The sequence below is a fragment of the Saccharopolyspora pogona genome, assembly GCF_014697215.1.
GTDB classification, from domain to species: domain Bacteria; phylum Actinomycetota; class Actinomycetes; order Mycobacteriales; family Pseudonocardiaceae; genus Saccharopolyspora; species Saccharopolyspora hattusasensis.
In genome coordinates this window covers 2,263,765-2,281,780 of the sequence record NZ_CP031142.1, presented here as the reverse complement: position 1 = coordinate 2,281,780, position 18,016 = coordinate 2,263,765, and the positions used below count along the sequence as shown (strand labels likewise).

The window sequence follows — 18,016 nt, the reverse complement described above, 5'->3', positions numbered from 1 at the left end:
GTGTCGGTGGTCGAAGCCGTCTGGATCGGTTGCGCGCTGAGACCGTGCGACGTTGACTGCGCGCAGAGCAAGCCCGCAACGGCCGTGTGCGGGGGATGTGGCGCTGTGGGGCATCTCGTGGCTCCCCGGCTGGTGTAGTCGGACATTTTCATGGGACAAGACCGCCGCCGGTGTCCCTGTCGTTGAGCAGGGGTGTGGGGCAGTCGCAGCATTCTTCCCGGCCGAAGCTGGTGATGAAGGCGCACTGCTTCTCGTGTGCTTTGGTGAGCGTGATCGAGCCTTTCGCGTGCGGGATGATCAGAAAGGGATGTCCGTGTGACTGTGCCCATGCAATGTCGTCGGGCTCGATCGTGGTCTCGCCGGTGTAGCCGTAGGTGGTGGCGAACAGTGCGTGCAGGGTGGCAACCAGCTCGGTAGTGGGGAGGTTGACTCCGGGAGGGTGGGCGAGTATCGCCTCGGCACGGTGGATAAGCCGGTCGGCTGCGTGGCCGAGCTCGTTTGTGGGAGAGATTCGGCTTGTCCGGGGGTGTTTGGTGCTGGTCAGCCAGTTTTCTGGGGCGTCGTCGGTGAGGTGGGTCCAGGTCACGTTGTCGGCGAGGATTTCGGCGATGGCGTAGCTCTGGGGGGTGTCGAGATGGCGATGGATTCGTACGCGGACCGTCCGGTCTGTGATGCGTGCGATTCGTTGGTATTCGTAGAAGTCCCATGTACTACGGCAGGTTTCAACAATGATGGTGTGCGACATGACTGTGTTCTCCGTTTGTGGGTTTGTAGTGTGTTCGGTCAGGTCGCGGTGTTGGTGTCCTGGGGCCCGGTGCGGTGCGCCTGCCGGTAGGCGTAGACAGCGGCCGAGAGGGGTTCACGCAGGGCTTGCATGCTCGCGACGGCCGCGTCGTAGTTTCCCGAGTCCGAACACGATGCGAGGCTGAAGAAGTGACGGTTGCCGCCAGCGACGCCGTGCAGGTAGCGGGAGATGCCCTCGGCGACGCGCTTGGCCGCGTCCTGATGGTAGGCGAAGTTCTCTGCGATCACCTTCAGCACGATGTCGACGGGGTGTGTGTCGTCGAGTTCTGCGCGGGTAATACCCGCGACTTCGATCAGGATCTTGTCGGTGCTGCTGACACGGTTCTCGGACAACGCTCTCTCCTGTTCTGGGGTTTCCACTGTGGTCAGTTGGTGCGGTGGTACTAGGTTTCGCTTGGGTGGCGACCGGGTGCCAGGTGACCGGGTGCCAGGTGGCCGGGCGTCCGGCCACCTGGCGGGGCGGTTAGCGGGCGGCGCGGAGGGCTGCGGTGGCGGCGTGGCCGATGGCGTGCGCGGTGGCGGTGGGATCGGCGAGCGGGTGAACGGTGACGCCGTGTAGTGGGTCTATGAAGGGGCTGTCGGGTGCGAGCCACAGCACGGCGCATCCGTTGGCGCGCAACCGATCGACGCGGCGCTGTCCTTCTGCACGTGGGTCGTCCCGAAACCGGCCGTCGGAGACGATCACCAGCAGCCGCGCGGCTGCCGGGCGGGAGAGGTTCAGGGCTCCGTCGAGGGCGTCGATGGCGCGCGGGATGTCCTCGTAGTTGTCGTCGGCGTCGAACTCGGTGACGTGCGCGGGGGCGGCATCGGGGCGGGTGATGGCCCGCACCCGGTTCCCGAAGATCACTGTCGCGGCGGCGGCCGGTATCTGGGCGTGGTGGGCGGCGTTGCCGAGGATCCAGGCGGCGGAGGCGACCGGCCCGGCGAAGTCAGACATGGATCCGGACACGTCACAGGCGATACCGAGCCGCAGCGGCGGGCTGGGCGCGATGCGCCGGGTGGTGCGGGTGAACGGTTCGGCGGTCGGCAGCGCACCGGCGGCGCGTTGCGCGTCGGCGGCCAGTGCGCCGCGCATCCGCAGCCGCCCGGGTGGCGTGGGCGAGGTTGTCTTCGTCGCTACACGGTCGCGGATTCCGGCGGTGCTCAGTGCGCGACCGAGGCGGCGCGCGGCAGCGCGTTCTTCCCCTGTGGGGGGCCGTGTTCCGGTGATGGTGGTTTTCCCTCTACGCGGCCCGCCGATTGCGGAGAAGACCTTCCGCGCGGCTTTCGCGGCGTCTTGTTGTGCCTGGCGTTCGGCGCCCGCCGCGTCCGCTTCGGCCGTCGCGGGGTCGGCGGGAGCTTCTTCGGCGGCGACGGCTACGGCGGTTTGCCGTGCGGCCGTGGCGATGGCGCTGGCCAAAGGTGAGGGGGTCCCCGTTTCACCGGGGGTGGCTTCCGTGCCGCCTGCCCCGGTATCCGGGGCGGTGCCGAGGGCTTCGCACCAGCGGCGGCCGAGGTCGATCATGGTGTCGGCGTCGCTGTCGTCGACGTGGTGGGCGGCCAGCCACAGGTCCCGTAGCTCGTCCAGGGTTGACGTGCCGAGGATCGAGTCGACGACGGTGCCGACGATGTTTGTTTCGTCAGGGGTGAGGATTCCGGCGTCCGTGCGGGCCAGCAGCAGGGCGGCGGCGTGGGCGGCCGCGTGTGGCGTCATGCCGGGGGCGCGGGTGGGGTCGTTGGCGTGGGTGTCGGCGAGGATGAGGTTAGTGGCGGAGGCGCGTAGCCAGTGCCGGTCGTCGGGGCGGCGGCGGATCTGGTTGGCCTCGATGCGGGATTCTTCCAGCAGCATCGCGGCGTCGACCGCGCCGGGCGGCGCGTCGCGGGGCGGTTCCCAGACGCTGTGGCGCGCGTGGGCGCACTCGTGGGTGAGCAGGCCCCACGCGGTGGCGTAGCGGGCCCGGTCGCCGAGGCGGTCGGGGGTCATGGTGGCGGGGTCCACTGTGCCGAGGTGGGTGCCGTCGATTTCGATCGTGGCGTGGTGCGGGAAGTAGCAGGCGGGCGACCCGTGCCCCGCCCCGGGCGCGATGGTGACCAGGAGGTCTTCCCGGTCGGCTATGACCGGAACCTCGTCGGTGAGGGTGGCGGACAGGCGCAACCACACGGCGTCGCGGGAGGAATCGAGGCGGGTCTTGCCGACACCGGTATCGGTGATCAGATGCGTGCTCATGAGGATAGTCCTTTCAGGACTTTCGACGTGGCGGGGCGTGTGGGGTTAGATGCGTGCGCCGAGTGCGAGCGGTTCGATCACGGTGCCGAACGCGTCGCGCACGGCCGCCGCTACGGTGCCCAGGCCACGACTTGCATGGGGGAACTCGCTGACGAGAGCGGGGAGGGTGGCGATGCGGAGGAGCACATCGAGCTCACACCCGAGCAGGATGCGGCCCTGCGTAGAACGATGGAGAGCATCCAGCAGTCGCTGGTTCCCAAGATCCGGCTCCCGAAGTTCACGCTTCCCGAATCGACTCTCAAGAACATCGCTGCCATCTCGCGGGTTGCCGAGACGCAGCAGGCCATGGTGGCCCATGCGATCAAGCCCTTCCTCGATGCGCAGTCGGCCTGGCAGAAGCAGTTCGCCGTCATCAACAGCGACATCTTCAAGAGCCATGCCCTGGCGCAGTCCAACCTGAACCTGATCGCCTCGCAGCTGATCAGGAACGTGGACTTCGGGATCACCGAGTCTGCAGCCAGCGCCGCGGCGAAGTTCGCAGCACAGCAGGCGACTTGGCTAGAGAACATCGCTCCGGCGCTCGCGGCGATGTACGCCGCCGTCTACCCGCCGAACCTGCGGAGCATCGGGGGGTCTGAAGCTTGAGGAGGTCGAGCAGGTCGTCATGGTCGATGGCATCCCGCTCTACGGTCTGCCGCGCACCTCGATTGCCGAGGCGCTGATCCGGGCTGACGGGGTGAGTGGACGGCGGGAGATCCTGGGCCGCCGGTGGAAGAGCGTCTCCGCCGACTGCCGCATGGCCATCGAGGGATGCGACTCCGAAGCAATCGCTCCTTACACCCCTTTCGCCGTGGCTGCGCTCGATGCCCTGGATGCAGGGCACGCGGAGGCCGCGCAGGCGCTCGCCGGCTCTCTCGTGGACGCCATCCTGAGCTCGTACTTCGGGAAGGACCGTTACAAGTACACACCCGATAAGAACGGCAAGCGGACGAAGGACGCCTATGACGAGTTCAGCGTCCGGCAGTTCATCGCGTTCGCTCCCATGTGGCAGGCGTACCAGAAGTTCTTCGTAGCCGAGGGAGACAAGGTGCCGATGACCTTCAGCCGCAACGCTACGGCGCACACGGTGAGCCCGCGCCAGTTCAACCGCCGCAACGCGGTCCAGGGACTGATGGTCGCGTGCAGTCTGCTGTGCCGACTTGACGAGGAAGCCAGAGCGCTCGAAGCGGGTAGGGAGGCGTAGCTGCGGACCGAGGATCAGAACGTTTCCTCGTAGAGCTAGCGCAAGATGCGCCTTTCGAGGAACGCCGCCTTGAGCACGTAGACCTGACGTGTGGTGAGCCAAGGAGCTTTCGGCGCTTGTCTTGCAGCCCAGTCTTGGTAAGTCTCTGCATCGATGTGCGCACCGTCGTTGGGATGCTCTTCGGAGTTGCTTGCTGTGGCTCCCGCACGTGCCGAGTTCAAGGCGGTGGTCTCGAGCCGCCACGGCTTTCGGTACGTGGGCTTCGACCCGCCGGCCGGCGGCATCGACCTACGTACGTTCATGGCGTCGAACGAGTGACATGAGGTTGCCGCCGTCAGTTCCGGTGTGGCGCAGCCAGGAAGCTGCTGCGTTGAGGGTGCCGAAGCCGCGCCCTGCACTACCTCGCCCGGGCCTGGCGCAACGTCACCCCGTACTTGCCCGCTTCCGTGCTGGTGTCGGCCTAGCCGATTCGGGAGTGTGGCAGTAAGAGCGCTGACCTTACACGGACGATGATCGGCAGGTGCGAGTACGCGAACCTACGTCCGCCCCATGGCGGCCTTGCCTACTTCGGCTTCAACGAGCCTGCCAAGGCATACGTCAGAGCAGAGCTGATCAGCTCCTGGCCTGCGAAAACGCGCCCGCGGGTGGCCCAGTGGCCTGACCCATCTACTAACTCAACAATGTCGGGCGAAGTCGATCATGTGGGTGGGTTCTACGCCGATTCTGCCGGCGGCAGTCGGTTAATAAGCCCGGATCCACCGGTGTTGTGGTGAAAGTTTGTGCAGGCGGGGGTCGTGTCGTGGTGGGGCAGATGCCCTCTGGCCTGGGATGATTGTTCTTTGCGAGAGAGACAATCGGTTCCTGGATGAGAGGGCATCTGCTGGATGCAAGCATCGCATAGTGTCGGCGCGGTGTCGGTGAGGTTCGATGATCCGAATCTCGTGTCGTGTGCGGGATTGGTGCCGGTGTTGCGGCTGGCCGAGCAGGTCGGGGTGGCTGATCTGGCTGAGCAGACGGTGAAATTGTCGCCGGATGTGGGGTCGGCGGGGGCGAATCCGGGTGTGAAGGTGTCCTCGATCGTGGCGGGGATGGCCTGTGGTGCGGACTCGTTCGAGGATCTGGGTGTGATCCGCCACGGTGGCATGTCGCGGTTGTTCGACGGGATCCGGGCGCCGTCGACGCTGGGCACGTTTCTGCGTGGGTTCACCTATGGGCATGTGGCGCAGCTGGAGAAGCTGGGCCGGATCGTGCTGGAACGCCTGGCCGGGCGGTGCGGGTTGTTGCCGGGGGCCGATGAGCTGGTGTTCGTCGATATCGACTCGAAGATCAAAGAGGTCTACGGGGCGGGGAAGCAGGGCTCGGCGTATGGGTATACGAAGGTGCGGGGCCTGAACTATCTGATGGCCACGATCTCCACCCCCGGTACGGCGCCGGTGGTGGCGGCGACCCGGATGCGGGGTGGTAACGCCAATTCCGCCCGCGGCGCGGCGTCACTGATCACCTCGGCGATCAAGACGGCCCGGGCGTGTGGTGCGACGGGGACGATCGTGGTGCGGGGTGATTCGGCGTTTTTCACCGGCCCGGTCATCGCCGCGATCCGCAAAGCCGGGGCGTATTTCTCGGTCACCGCCAAACACACCGCGACTGTGAAGGCCGCGATCGCCGGGATCGACGAGAACACATGGCAGACCGTGCGTTTCAACCGGCCGGTCTTCGACGACCGCGCCAAGCAGTGGATCTATGAGGGCGAGATCGCCGAAACGACACTGGAGGCGTTCACCAACGTCACCCAGAATCCCGGCCGTGCGGTCACCGCCCGGCTGATCGTGCGCCGCACCCGGATCACCACCACCGATGCCACCGGCGAGTTGTTCCCGGTCTGGCTTTATCACGCGATCTTCACCGACTCCCCGCACGAGCTGCTCACCGCCGAGGCCGAGCACCGCGGCCGCGCCGGGACGATCGAGCAAGTCTTCGCCGACCTCAACGACTCCGCCGCGGCCCACCTTCCCTCCGGGCAGCTCGCCGCCAACGGCGCCTGGCTGTCCCTGGCCGCGCTGACCCACAACCTGATGCGTGCCGCAGGCAGTCTCGCGTCGCAGTTCCACGCCAAAGCCCGCACCACCACCCTGCGGCGGCACCTCATCACGATCCCGGCCCGTATCGCCCGCTCCGCCCGCCGCATCGTGCTGCACCTCCCGGCCGACTGGCACTGGAAACAGGCCTTCACCAGCCTGTTCACCGCAACCCACCCCCCGCCAGCCGGGGCCTGCCCCTGACCACACCCGCCTACGGGCGCCGACCGGAGACCACAGTGGATAAGCCGGACCACCAGGCCGGCGGACTCCGCACACCCACCACCAGCATTATCGATCAACACCCCCAAGACCTTGATCAACAACCCACGCCAAAACCAACTCTGTGGATCCGGGATAAGCAGGTCAAAGGTAGGTTGGTCGACCCATCTCGTGGGCAAAGTTCGTGCTCTTCTTGACCCTTTTTTGACCCATCTCCGGGTTGAACTTTGGTGCTCCGCGCCGGGGGATGGCTATCCCAGCCGCCCGTCACCACAGTCTGCCTCGCCACCTAGAGCGACAGCTGTCGCTGAGGGCCCGCTGCACACCCGGGATACCTGTCCTCGTCGATGTCCCCGGCCCGCGTCCCAGCCCGGTGATCTCACCGCCTGGGGCGCACCCTGGAGGCATGGCGTCCACCGGTACGGGAGTGCTGGCACCGGGCGGATCCGGCGGTAGGTGCTGGTTGTGCGGCCAGGCGGCGGTGTGCGGGGAACGGCTGCCCGGCCGCGGGCACCGGACCAGGTTGCTCTGCCAGCGCCACGCCGACAACATCTTCAACCCGCCACCCTCGCGCACTGGCCGTTCTGCAGGACTGAGACGTGAAGGGGTGGAAGGTGATGAGCGGAAAACATGGTGACGGCGGTGGGAAGAGCTCGCCGATGAGCAAGGACGACGCGAGCCGGATCCAGTCGGCGGCCGACCGCCATCCCGAATCGGACTCGGCACAGTCGGGGTTCGCCGAGCGGGCGCAGTCCGCCGCTGACCGATCCGAAAACGACGACGTCGACACCGGAGACGATGGTCAGCGCTGACCAGCTGAGGGAAGGGGAATCGAGCGTTTCGTTCGGCTCATCGGGCTTCTGCCCGCCTTGACCTGCGCTCCATTGCCAGTTGAACGGGTTGAGCTCCCGCTCGCGATGGAACGTCGCGCGAAGCGGGGCAAGAGCGAGGATGAGGTGGGCGGTGCTACCGAGACAGGCCCGTGAGGGTCTCGGCGAGACGGAACGCCTGGACATCAGCACCGTTGGTGTGACCGGCAAACCGCTGGCCGAACTTCTCGAGCCCACCGCTGCCCCAGCGGACGTCCGAGCTGATCTTCGGCCTGCGGTGCAGGTGCGGCTGAGACTGACGCGGTGCCGATACCGAGCCCGCCGACGAGCGTGCCCGCCGCAGCCAGTGCCAGGACCTCGCTGCGCTTGGTCATGAACTCCTCCAGTTCCTGTTGGGGCGTCTGCCACAGTGCCTGCACACCGCGCAAGTGGTGTCCCGCACTGGGGCCGGGGAACGCGGCTAATGTCGCGCGCCAAAGCAAACTCCGGTTTACCGTTCGCACACCTCGCGCTTGCTGGTGCGCTCGTAGCCTTGGTCGTGATTTCGGTGCCGGACAACGGGAAGATGAGTGAGCTGGATGCATGCGCTGGCGGTGAACGCGCTGGACTCGCGGTCGCTGGTGACCGGTCTCGGGGCGCTTGGCGTGTTCCTGGTGCTTTTCGCGGAGACCGGCCTGTTGGTTGGTTTCTTCCTGCCTGGAGATTCGCTGCTGTTCACCGCAGGTGTGCTCGCGGCCACCGGCGTTGTGTCGGGGAGTTCGTCGCTGTTGCCTTTGATCGTGGCCGCGGTCGCTGGGGCGTTGATAGGAGCGCAGGTCGGTTATCTGATCGGCAAGCGCGGTGGGGCGGCGGTGCTCCGGCGGGTGCGCAGCAAGCGTTTGCACGAGGGTGTGGAGCGCGCGGGGCGCATGCTGGAGCGCTACGGATATGGCAAGGCTATCGTGCTGGCCCGTTTCATCCCGATCGTGCGGACCGTCCTGAACCCGATGGCGGGCATGACCGGGGTGCCGTCCGGAGCGTTCGCGCTGTGGCAGGTCGCCGGCGGTCTGTTGTGGACGGTTGGTGTGATGCTCGCCGGATACGTCCTCGGGACTTCGGTGCCGAACATCGACAACTACCTGCTGCCCGTGATCGCGCTGATCGTCGTGGTGTCCGTGATCCCGGTAGGGTGGGAGGTGTACCGGTCCCGCCGGGCTCCGGAAGTGCGGTGAACGGAGCGACTTTCCCGGACAGCGACGCGTATGTGGCGGTTACGCAGTTCGCGCAGCGGACGCCTTGGCTCTGGGGGCCGATGAGCGTGTTCACGACCTACGGCGTGGTGGCCCTGGTCGTCGCGGTGTTGTGGATGCTGTGGTGGGCGCGTCGGGGCGATTCCGCAGTGGTTGCGAAGGTGCTGTGGGTGGGCATCGCGGTGGTCGCCGCGTATGCGCTCGATAGCGCGTTGAAGTCCTTGGTGGCTGAACAACGCCCGTGCCGAGCGTTGCCGGACGTGGTGACCGTGTTGCCCTGCGACGGCATCACCGATTACGCATTCCCCAGCAACCACGCGGTCATCTTCGCTGCCTTCGCGCTTGCCACGTTGATCGTCCGGCGGAGTTGGGGCTGCCTGGCCGTGGTCGGCGTGCTCCTGATGGCCTTCTCCCGCATCTATGTCGGCGCGCACTACCCGCACGACGTGATCGCAGGCCTTCTCGTCGGGGGTGCGATCGGTGGCGCGGGGATCTTCGCTCGTCGTCCCCTGGCAGCCGGTGTCGAGCGACTGCGGAGGAACCGATTGCGCGGCGCGGTCTGAGCTAGCCGTCCGCGACCTGGAGTAACAGGGTGAAGGTCGGCGGGGCCGGTTTCCGCAGCCACAGCCGGCCTCCCTCGGCCTCGGCAAGGTTGCGGGCCAGGGCCAGTCCTATCCCGTGCCCGCCGCTTTGCTGGCTGTGGGTGAAGGGGTCGCTGCCGGGTGCGATGCCCGGGTACTCGTCGGAGACGTCGATGGCCAGCGCATCCCCGGCGTCCCGCACTGCGACGGTGACGGTGCCCTCGCCATGTGTCGTGGCGTTGTCCAGCAGGACTGCGAGCACCTGGCGGACGGCTGCGGCGGAGGCGTCTGGCCGGATGTCGCCCGGAGCCGAGACGTGCAGTTCCCGGCCCTTGGCTGCCAGCAAGCCGGTCCACCCCTCCCGCACTTCGGTGAGCAGTTCGTCCAGGTCGGCGGGAGCGGACGTCGACCTTCTGCTTCGAGCCAGGAGCAGCAGATCGTCGATGGTGCGTTCCAGCCGGTCTGCCGCGTCGATGCTCGTGTGGATCGCGGCCACGGGGTCGGCGTCGCGCGAGTCGAGTGCGGCCTCCAGTTGCAGGCGCAGCCCTGCTAGTGGAGTCCGGAGCTGGTGCGAGGCGTTCGCGGAGAACTCGCGTTCGCGGGCGAGGATCTCGCCCAAACGTTGCGCGGTGGTCTCCATGGCCGAGGCCACCGAGTCGATCTCTGGGACACCGGTGCGGCCGGGACGCACAGTGAAGTCTCCGTCGCCGAGCTGTTGGGCAGCGCGGGAGAGGTCGTCCAGGGGGCGGGTGAGGCGCCGCGCCATGCCGTGCGCCATCAACCAAGCCACCGTCACCGCCAGCACCGCCAGTCCGGCCATCGCCAGCCACGTCAAGCCGGTGCGCAGGTAGACCTCGCGATACGAGGAGGCTGCACGCACCACGCCCGTGACGGTGCCACCGTCGGAGACCGGGACCGCCACGACGAGCTCGTCCCTGAAAGTGCCGGTGGTCAAGTCGCCGCGCTGCGCGGCGATGACCGTCTCGTCGGCGGCGGCGGGACCATCGCCGTTCTCCAGCCGTCCAGCCTGCGAGTACAAGGCGAGTCGCGCGTCCGATTCGGTCGGAGGCGGCAGGAGAGGCTGCTGGTTGCGGATCAGTTCGGCCGCGACGGCCAGCGCCGTTGCCTCGGCAGTGCGTTCCAGCTCGGCGCGCTCGTCATTGAGGTAGTAGCGCGCGACGGCTATGCCGAGTGGCAGACCGAAGAGTCCGATCGCCAGCACGGCTGCCAAGACCGTGAGCGTCACGATGCGACTTCGCACGGTCGACTCCTCGCTTTATTCGGTTTTCAGCTCGTCGTGTTCTCAAGCCGGTATCCGTGGCCGCGCAACGTCGCGATCTTCGGCACGTGCTGGGGAGAGCTCGCGGCAGTGGCGAGCTTTCGACGCAATGCGGCTATGTGCACGTCGAGGGTCTTGCTGGAGCCGTACCAGTGCTCGTCCCATACCTCGGTCATCAGCGTGTCGCGACTCAGGGCCGCGCCTGGTTCCGCGGCCAGGCGAGCCAGCAGGTCGAACTCTTTCGCCCGAAGCGACACTTCCTGGCCGGCGAGGCTCGCGCGCCTGGCTGCCGTGTCGATGCGCAAGCCGCCGACGGTGATGACCGCTTGGGAGCTGGAGGCCGGGCCGCGTCGGAGATGGGCCCGTATGCGCGCCAGCAGTTCGCCGAGGCGGACCGGTTTGGTGAGGTAGTCGTCGGCTCCTGCTTCCAGGCCCACGACTACGTCCATCTCGTCGTGGCGTGCGGTCAGGATTACCAGCACGCATTGCGGCTGCACCTCGCGCAGTCGCCGGCACACTTCCACACCGTCCAGGTCCGGCAGGCCGAGGTCGAGCAGCACGAGGTCGAAGGCCCGACGGCCGGCATACTCCAGTGCGTCCTGCCCGGCGCGTTGCCAGGACACGTCGTAGCCGTGCGAACCCAGGCTCGATTCTAGAGCTTGGCCGATCGTGTGGTCATCCTCCACCACCAGAACCCGGAACATACGTGCAGGATAACGACGGCCCGCTCTCGTGCGCCCCGCTGCGGGACCGAACCGCGCCGGAGGGGCGGATCCGGACACCGTCGTCGAGTCGGCTCTTGTCCCAGGTGGACTGTTGCGTGATCCGCTCGGCCGGCGTAGACGGCTGCCTCAGCCGGCTCGTTGGCGTGCACTTGCCTGGGAACGTCAGTACTGGCCGTTCGGCCCGGTGGTCGGGGGTGGGAAGGCGTCCCGTGAGCGCGACCAGAGGACCATCACGAACAGGAGTGCGATCCAGGCGCCTCCCAGGGCGTAGCCCGCGAGAACGTCGGTGAGCCAGTGCGCGCCGAGGTAGATCCTGGATGCACCGATGAGAACCACGATGAGCGTGGTGCCGATGAGCAGCGCGGTACGGACGCGAGGTACGCGAGCGCACGCCAGCACGAGCACCAGCGTTCCCCACGTCGCGATGGCCTGGGTGGCGTGGCCGGACGGGAAGGAGGCTCCGCTGGCGTTGGTGATCAGCTCGCCTACTGGCCGACGAGGCCGCTCGACAACTGCCTTGGCAATGGTGTACAGGGCAACGGCGCCGAGGTAGGCCACCCAGATCTGAACTGCTGCCCGCAGGGCTCGGCGCGCGATCAGGAGGTGTGCAGTGGCCACCACAAGCAGCGGTACGAGGACAACGGCGGACCCCAACCAGGTGACCGCTTGCATCGCCGCGGTCATCCAGCCGGTCCGGTGGGTGACCGCGAGATCCTGGACTGCATGGTCGAAATGAGCGGATTCTCCATGTTCAGCGACGTCGTAGGTGAGCCCGGCGAACAACCCCGCTCCTGCCAGAGCGATGACCGCTGAGGTACGAATGGCGGGCGAGGACGGCCAAGAGGTGAGCTTCATTCGCCCTCCCCGGTGACGAGGAAAGTCGGATCCTGCGGGCGTAGCCGCCGATGACGTCGGTAAACATCCTTGCCCACCGCGACGACCAACACCCAACGGGCCCCTCCGTCCCTGCCCCAGATGGCCGCCACCTTTCTGCACCACCACGCGATGGCCGGGTGACTGTCAGCTGGAGCAGATGCGTTCCCAAGCCGAGCGCTCGGCGCCGGGGAAGTCGAACGCACCTCGAACCGACCAGCGCCATGAAGTCGCTCCTGACCAACGACGTGAAGTACCGCGCGAAGGAGCGGTCGCCGAGGAAGATCCTAAGACCACCAGCAAGATCCTCAACGGCTACCTGCAACACGCCGCAAGCACGCACTGCTTTGGAATCCAATCCGTTGTTCCAGGCTGTTCCTGCCGTCCGAAGGGGCGCCTATGCAGAACTGGACCTGCCGCTGGCCCTTGCCATCGGCTTCCCGTCCGCGCTCAGCATCCGGTATGCGCTCGGTCGAATCGTGCCGAAGATCCGGACAGCCCTGGACTAATCGAGTTGTCGCTCACGTCTCCGACGTTCAACGGTCGGGCCACCGATGTGGTGACGGCCGCATTGAGCTGTCATGGTGCCTGCCTCCCGTTGTCTCTGGTAATCCGAGGTGTAAACGGTGTCCCCGGGCCCAACCTCGTGGTCACGGGTCCGGCCAAGTCCACCGAGACGCTACGGCTGGCAGGCCAGCACAGCTGTCTGGTCGCCATCGATTCGCTCGACGAACTCGCGTGCGTCATCGACCTGGCCACACCGGTTCGGATCCTGCTGCGCTGCCTTCCACCGGAGGACCCGCACAGCCGGTTCGGTCTCACTGACGGTGAGCTCGCACTCGCGATGAGTCGGTGTTGCGACGCTGACGGTTCTGTCCGACTCGAGGGTTCAGCTTCCACCTGTCCGGCTACCGAGCGCGCCCTCGGGCCGATCTCGCGGCGAAGCTCATCCGATTGTGCCGACAGGCCCGCGACATGGGTCTGCCCGCCAACACGGTGAGCATCGGTGGCGGGTTCACAGTGGACTACGTCGATCCCCGCGACTGGCAGCGCTTCACCGAAAGCGACCGGCCAAGCCGGTATCACGCCAACAAGACCTTCGACGGCTTCTACCCCTACCACTTGCCGCAGGCCGGCCCGGAGATGCTGGCCGCCATTCTGGACACCGTGCCCGCCGGTGAACAAGACTCACTCGCTTCCCTGCTGCGCGGCGCGGAGGTGGCGTTGGTGCTCGAACCCGGACGCGCCTTACTGGATCAAGCGGGCTGCACCGTGTTCACGGTGCGGGGAGTCAAAGACCGTGACCACGGGATCCTCACCGTGGACGGGACCAGCCTCAGTCTGTCTGAACAGTGGTTCGGCAGCGAGTTCTTGCCCGACCCGGTGGTCTCTCCGCACCGGGACAAAACCCCGTTTGCGGCCTGCGTCGGCGGGGCGAGCTGTCTGGAATCCGACATGCTCACCTGGCGCAAGGTCGTGTTCCCCCGGCGTCCGCAGGTCGGAGACCAGCTCGTCTACCTCAACACCGCCGGATATCAGATGGATTCGAACGAATCCCCTTTCCACGAACTCCCACTGCCACCGAAGATCGTTCTGGATCACCACGAAAGCCGGCTGCGCTGGCGATTCGACCAGATCCCGAGCTGAGCGCCCCTCCCGTCACGTGACAAGGAAGCGATCGTGCGCATACCCAGTGTTGTCACCCGGGTTTCCGACCTGATCGGCCACACCCCACTGTTCGAGCTGGCTCGCACCCAGACCGGCACCCGGCTGCTGCTCAAACTCGAACAGTTCAACCCGACCGGCGCGGCCAAGATCCGCATGGCCCAGCAGATGGTGCTGGACGCCGAGGAGACCGGCCAGCTGCGCCCGGGCGGGACGATCATCGAATCCACCTCGGGCAACACCGGCCTCGGACTGGCCATTGTGGCAGCCGAGCGCGGTTACCGGTTCATCGCTGTCGTCGACAACCACGCCTGCACGGACAAGTTGGCGGCGATGCGGGCGATGGGCGCTGAACTCGTCTTCGTCGCCGAGGAAGGCGACGATGAGCTCGCCACCTCCGCGCGGGAAGACCTCGCAGCGCGGATGGCCAAAGAGCACGACAACGCGTTCTTCACCGAACAGCACAACAACCCGAGCAACGCGGTCGGCTACCACCCCGTCGCCCATGAACTCACCGCAGCGCTCGGGCACGATATCGACTGCCTGGTCTGCCCCGTCGGCACCGGCGGCTCGCTGTTCGGCACCGCCCGTGAACTGCGCAGGTCGGGCATCGCTGTGCAGGTGATCGGAGTCGAACCCGTCGGGTCCATCGCCTTCGGCGGCCCCGGTGGCTCCTACTACCAATCGGGCACCGGCACCCCGCCCGGCGCTGAGATCGGTACCGCCGTCGACTACGACCTGCTCGACGAAGGTGTCAAGGTCTCCGACATCGACGCCTTCGCCACCGCGCGCGCCATCGCCCAGCACAACGCACTGATGATCGGCGGCTCCGCCGGCGGCGCGGTCCACGCAGCGCTGAACAGACTCGATGCCCTGCCGCCGGGCAGCACCGTGGTGACCCTGGTCTGCGACGGCGGGAGGAAGTATCTCGACACCGTGTTCGACGACGACTGGATGCGAGCACGTGACCTACTCTCATCCGAGGCCGAAGCCGCCGTTCTCCAGCTTCTCGCCGCCTACGACCCGACCCGCCAAGACAGCCGACCGGAGCATCTGACCGACCGTGAAACCGTTGGCCTCAGCGACTACGCCCCGCTTCAGTAACAGCAAGCAACTCGCCGCACTCGCCCTGCCGATCGCCCTCACCCAGCTGGCACAGGTCGCACTCACGACCACCGACACGCTGATGATGGGACTCATCGGCACCGAAGCCCTCGCCGCCGGCGGTCTGGCGGTGGTGCTGTTCAACCAGCTCAGAACCATGGGCGTGGGCCTGATCACCGCGGTCGGCAACCAGGTGGCCGCCACACAGGCCCGGGTGGAGGTCGCTGCCGACGGCGCAGGCAACACGACCGATGATCCCGAACCGATCCGCGACATCGTACGAGCCAGCTTCGCCATCGCGACCGTGGCCGGAATCCTCGGCGCGATCATCATTGTCGCGCTCGGGCACGCGCTGGTCTGGTTCGGACAGGACCCTGCGGTGCTCGACCTCGCGCAACCGATGCTGCTCACGTTGGCGGTCGGGCTCGTGCCCTGCCTGTGGTTCCAGGTGATCAGGCAGTTCACCGTCGGTATGCGCCGGCCCAAGGCGCTGATCTGGATCACCGTCGGCTCCATCGCGGTCAACGCCGGGCTGAACTGGGTCCTGATCAGCGGGGCGTGGGGACTGCCCCGATTCGGGTTGCCCGGTATCGGGTTAGCGACCTCGCTGGTCTACCTGTTGTCCTTCCTCGTGTTCTACGCGGTGGTACGCCGTGACCCGGTGCTCGCTCCGCTGCTGTCGCTGCGTGGCTGGAAATCCAGCGGTGCCACGGTGCGCAAGCTCGTCAAGCTCGGTATTCCCATCTCGGCGACCTACGGGTCAGAAGCCGGCTTCTTCTCGGTGGTCGCGGTCCTCATGGGCACCTTCGGTCCCGCCGCCCTGGCTGCACACACCGTCGTGAACCAGCTCGTCTACATCACCTTCCAGATCAGCGTCGGCCTCTCCCACGGAGCATCCATCCTGATCAGCCGAGAACTCGCCCAGCACAACACCACCGCCGCGGCCAGGATCGCCCGCACCGCACTGGGCCACGGCGCCATCGTGATGGCCCTGGTCGCCGCCCTCTACCTGGCCGCGCCCAATCTGGTCCTGCGTCCGTTCCTCGATGTCAGCAACCCGGCCGAGCAAGCAGGATTCGCCATCGCCGCGGGTCTCCTCGTCGTCGCTGCCGGAATGCAGTTCGTCGACTGCGCGCAGAACATCGGTGTCGGGCTCCTCCGCGGTCTCGACGACACCAAGTCCGGATTCCGCCTCTCCCTCGTCGGATACTGGGCTGTCGGGCTACCTGCGGCCTGGCTCCTCGGCTGGCTTGCCGGAGCCGGACCGATCGGAGCGTGGCTCGGCCTCGCCGCCGGCCTGGCGACCACGGCCGTGTTGCTGCTGCGTCGGTTCCAGAGCTCACTGAACAAGCTCCACGCGGTGCCGCGCACTCAGGAATGACCGAAAATCTGGTGGGGCTGCCTCACCCAAGCGAAAGCGGTCCCACCGGAGCGCATCACCCCGTTCGGCCTACGAACGTCGCCAGCGCCGCACCACCCGGATGGCACTCTGCGCGCGCGAACGCAGGGCAACAGCTGCGTACCGCGGACCCGCCCGTTTGGTACCGGTAAGTCGGCCCAACGCCACCACATACAGCGTGACGACGATCGCGACAGCCTCCACCGCGAGCAGGGAGATGAGGACGAACAACTGCACGACCCCTGCTTCGACAGGAGTGGCACCGCCGAGCAGCATGCCGACGAATGCACCCGGCAGGGTCACCGTGCCCACCGTCCGAGTCTGATCGAGCGCCGGAACCAAGGCACTACCGGCAACCGGCTGCGCGATCTCCAGCCTGGACTGGCTGTCCGTCAAGCCCAGCGACAGGGCGGCCTCCACCTCGCCGTGACGCTGATGCAACTCGTCCAGCAGCCTGCGCCCGGCAAGCGTCGTCGCCGTCAGCGCACCACCGATGAGCTGCCCCACCAACGGAATCAGCACCAGCCCCGTCAACGGGACCGCACCAGTACCCAACAAGACAGCCACGACCGGTACAACCCCCACAGCGATCGGCAAACCTGCCCACCACCAGGTGCGGTTGAGGGTGATTCGCCGACCAGCAGTACGTGTCGCGATACCGAACATCATGACCAGGAAACCCACGACGAGCACACCAGAGTTCACGATTTGAGCGATGACCAAGGACACAATCAGAAGCTGCAACGCTCCGCGCGCACCCGCCCCGAGTACAGCCCACCATCGGCCCAAATCACCCAACGCAACGACACCAGCCGCTGCCACGAGCAACACAACAATGACTCCAGCCAGAACAGGCGTGACCGGAATTGCGCCCGAATCAGCGGTAAACGGCATAAACCGACCTTACTGAAACCGACAGGTCAGGAAACGTCCAGACACAAGCTTCGACGAGAGTGGTAGACCTCGCTCCGATCTTCCGATCGGCTCCCTTGAGGTGACCGGAGAGCGCAAGACACTGCCAGTGACGGCGGCACTTCCATGGCGGCGGTTGTCATCAGTGCAGACGGTGCGAGGGGTGACGATGCCGCGGCGTCGAGAGGTCCGCAGATGCCTGCGGTCCGGGAATAAACGAGGGGCCGGTGGTGATCGAGTGGCGTTCCCCGGGTACGTCGTCCTGTCCCGGAGGAGTTGCCGCGCGAGGCGCTGCTGACGCTCTCTGTTGGCGCTAGGTCAGTCTTCGGCTACAGGTAGCGCCATCACCGTTCGGGCCCACCAGCTCCACATTCTGGTCCTTGGCCTGCGCCAGAAGCTGCTCAGCCAGCCGCTGCTGATCCACCTCATTGGTCACAGGCTCCAGTGTTTCGGCCATCATCGATCCTTCCCGCCAAGCATCCTGCTCGGCGTGTCAGACCAAGACCAGATCCACCGTTGATCAGGCAGACCCCTCGGTCATGATTCCCGTCGTCGGTGGAGTCCAAGGGATGCATTGGGCATCGACGGGAACTGTCTCGGTGGGAAAGGCGATCGCTTGCTGGAAAGCGCCGGCGGAGCCGGACCCGCCGGTACAACCGGATCGGTGCGGGGCGTTTTTCTGTCCCGTACGGCGACGCGTTATCCACAGGCTGTGGAGAACGTGGAAAAACGATCTCGTCTGGGGCTGAACCTTAAGACGAAGCCCGTCAGGCCGGCAGCCCGATGCGGACGAGGAACCTCCTACGGGACAGCGTGGGCGTGTGGGGCGTCGGCGAACTCGTGGCATCGGCCCATCTCGACGCTGGCGC

General features: G+C 66.6%; 19 protein-coding genes. 10 read left to right on the top strand and 9 right to left on the bottom strand.

From position 1 onward, the window contains the following. Positions 1-148: 148 nt before the first annotated feature. The 4 genes from DL519_RS10420 to DL519_RS46095 form a co-directional block, all read right to left on the bottom strand. Positions 149-745 (bottom strand): hypothetical protein, encoded by a 597-nt coding sequence (locus DL519_RS10420; RefSeq protein ID WP_190814288.1) that lies wholly within the window; start codon positions 743-745, stop codon positions 149-151. Between the two features lie 38 nt (positions 746-783). Further along, on the bottom strand, positions 784-1,137 hold the full coding sequence (locus DL519_RS10415) for a hypothetical protein (protein WP_190814287.1): 354 nt from the start codon (positions 1,135-1,137) through the stop codon (positions 784-786). Between the two features lie 130 nt (positions 1,138-1,267). Beyond that, positions 1,268-3,010, bottom strand: coding sequence for a VWA domain-containing protein (locus DL519_RS10410; RefSeq protein ID WP_190814286.1), 1,743 nt, complete (start codon positions 3,008-3,010; stop codon positions 1,268-1,270). Between the two features lie 45 nt (positions 3,011-3,055). Next, complete coding sequence (locus DL519_RS46095; RefSeq protein ID WP_223838708.1) at positions 3,056-3,196, bottom strand: hypothetical protein; 141 nt, start codon at positions 3,194-3,196, stop codon at positions 3,056-3,058. A 42-nt stretch (positions 3,197-3,238) separates the two neighbouring features. Between DL519_RS46095 and DL519_RS10405 the strand changes: the two genes are divergently transcribed. The 6 genes from DL519_RS10405 to DL519_RS10380 all read left to right on the top strand — a co-directional run bounded on the left by DL519_RS10405 (position 3,239) and on the right by DL519_RS10380 (position 9,172). Then, positions 3,239-3,655: a hypothetical protein gene (locus DL519_RS10405; RefSeq protein ID WP_190814284.1), complete on the top strand. Its 417-nt coding sequence runs from the start codon at positions 3,239-3,241 to the stop codon at positions 3,653-3,655. Positions 3,656-3,674: 19 nt separating this feature from the next. Then, positions 3,675-4,253, top strand: a complete 579-nt coding sequence (locus tag DL519_RS10400) for a hypothetical protein (RefSeq protein WP_190814283.1) — start codon at positions 3,675-3,677, stop codon at positions 4,251-4,253. Between the two features lie 884 nt (positions 4,254-5,137). Further along, positions 5,138-6,532, top strand: a complete 1,395-nt coding sequence (locus tag DL519_RS10395; RefSeq protein ID WP_190814282.1) for an IS1380 family transposase — start codon at positions 5,138-5,140, stop codon at positions 6,530-6,532. Between the two features lie 677 nt (positions 6,533-7,209). Beyond that, complete coding sequence (locus DL519_RS10390; RefSeq protein ID WP_190814280.1) at positions 7,210-7,362, top strand: hypothetical protein; 153 nt, start codon at positions 7,210-7,212, stop codon at positions 7,360-7,362. Between the two features lie 596 nt (positions 7,363-7,958). Continuing rightward, entirely contained in the window at positions 7,959-8,591 is a 633-nt protein-coding gene (locus tag DL519_RS10385; RefSeq protein WP_190823895.1) for a DedA family protein, read from the top strand. Then, positions 8,588-9,172, top strand: coding sequence for a phosphatase PAP2 family protein (locus DL519_RS10380; protein ID WP_190814278.1), 585 nt, complete (start codon positions 8,588-8,590; stop codon positions 9,170-9,172). The genes DL519_RS10385 and DL519_RS10380 overlap by 4 nt, the downstream gene beginning before the upstream one ends. A gap of 1 nt (position 9,173) precedes the next feature. Here the strand turns inward: DL519_RS10380 and DL519_RS10375 are convergent, their stop codons facing one another. The 3 genes from DL519_RS10375 to DL519_RS10365 all read right to left on the bottom strand — a co-directional run bounded on the left by DL519_RS10375 (position 9,174) and on the right by DL519_RS10365 (position 12,049). Further along, positions 9,174-10,451, bottom strand: a complete 1,278-nt coding sequence (locus DL519_RS10375; protein ID WP_190814276.1) for a sensor histidine kinase — start codon at positions 10,449-10,451, stop codon at positions 9,174-9,176. 26 nt (positions 10,452-10,477) lie between these two features. Next, entirely contained in the window at positions 10,478-11,173 is a 696-nt protein-coding gene (locus tag DL519_RS10370) for a response regulator transcription factor (protein WP_190814274.1), read from the bottom strand. A gap of 183 nt (positions 11,174-11,356) precedes the next feature. Beyond that, on the bottom strand, positions 11,357-12,049 hold the full coding sequence (locus DL519_RS10365; RefSeq protein WP_190814272.1) for a phosphatase PAP2 family protein: 693 nt from the start codon (positions 12,047-12,049) through the stop codon (positions 11,357-11,359). Positions 12,050-12,291: 242 nt separating this feature from the next. Here DL519_RS10365 and DL519_RS46090 point away from each other — a divergent pair, with 242 nt between their 5' ends. The 4 genes from DL519_RS46090 to DL519_RS10350 all read left to right on the top strand — a co-directional run bounded on the left by DL519_RS46090 (position 12,292) and on the right by DL519_RS10350 (position 16,217). Next, positions 12,292-12,576, top strand: coding sequence for a hypothetical protein (locus DL519_RS46090; protein ID WP_223838698.1), 285 nt, complete (start codon positions 12,292-12,294; stop codon positions 12,574-12,576). Positions 12,577-13,042: 466 nt separating this feature from the next. Further along, positions 13,043-13,714 carry a type III PLP-dependent enzyme domain-containing protein gene (locus tag DL519_RS46085; RefSeq protein WP_223838696.1) on the top strand — a complete coding sequence of 224 codons (672 nt, stop codon included), beginning with the start codon at positions 13,043-13,045 and terminating at the stop codon, positions 13,712-13,714. A 33-nt stretch (positions 13,715-13,747) separates the two neighbouring features. After that, positions 13,748-14,836 carry a cysteine synthase family protein gene (locus DL519_RS10355; RefSeq protein WP_223838694.1) on the top strand — a complete coding sequence of 363 codons (1,089 nt, stop codon included), beginning with the start codon at positions 13,748-13,750 and terminating at the stop codon, positions 14,834-14,836. Then, complete coding sequence (locus tag DL519_RS10350) at positions 14,805-16,217, top strand: MATE family efflux transporter (protein ID WP_190814270.1); 1,413 nt, start codon at positions 14,805-14,807, stop codon at positions 16,215-16,217. The genes DL519_RS10355 and DL519_RS10350 overlap by 32 nt, the downstream gene beginning before the upstream one ends. 69 nt (positions 16,218-16,286) lie before the next feature. Here DL519_RS10350 and DL519_RS10345 read toward each other — a convergent pair whose 3' ends face one another. After that, the gene (locus DL519_RS10345; protein WP_190814269.1) at positions 16,287-17,129 is read right to left on the bottom strand and encodes an ABC transporter permease; all 843 of its coding nucleotides are present in this window, start codon (positions 17,127-17,129) and stop codon (positions 16,287-16,289) included. A 331-nt stretch (positions 17,130-17,460) separates the two neighbouring features. After that, positions 17,461-17,607 (bottom strand): hypothetical protein, encoded by a 147-nt coding sequence (locus DL519_RS10340; protein ID WP_190824607.1) that lies wholly within the window; start codon positions 17,605-17,607, stop codon positions 17,461-17,463. Positions 17,608-18,016: the final 409 nt, after the last annotated feature.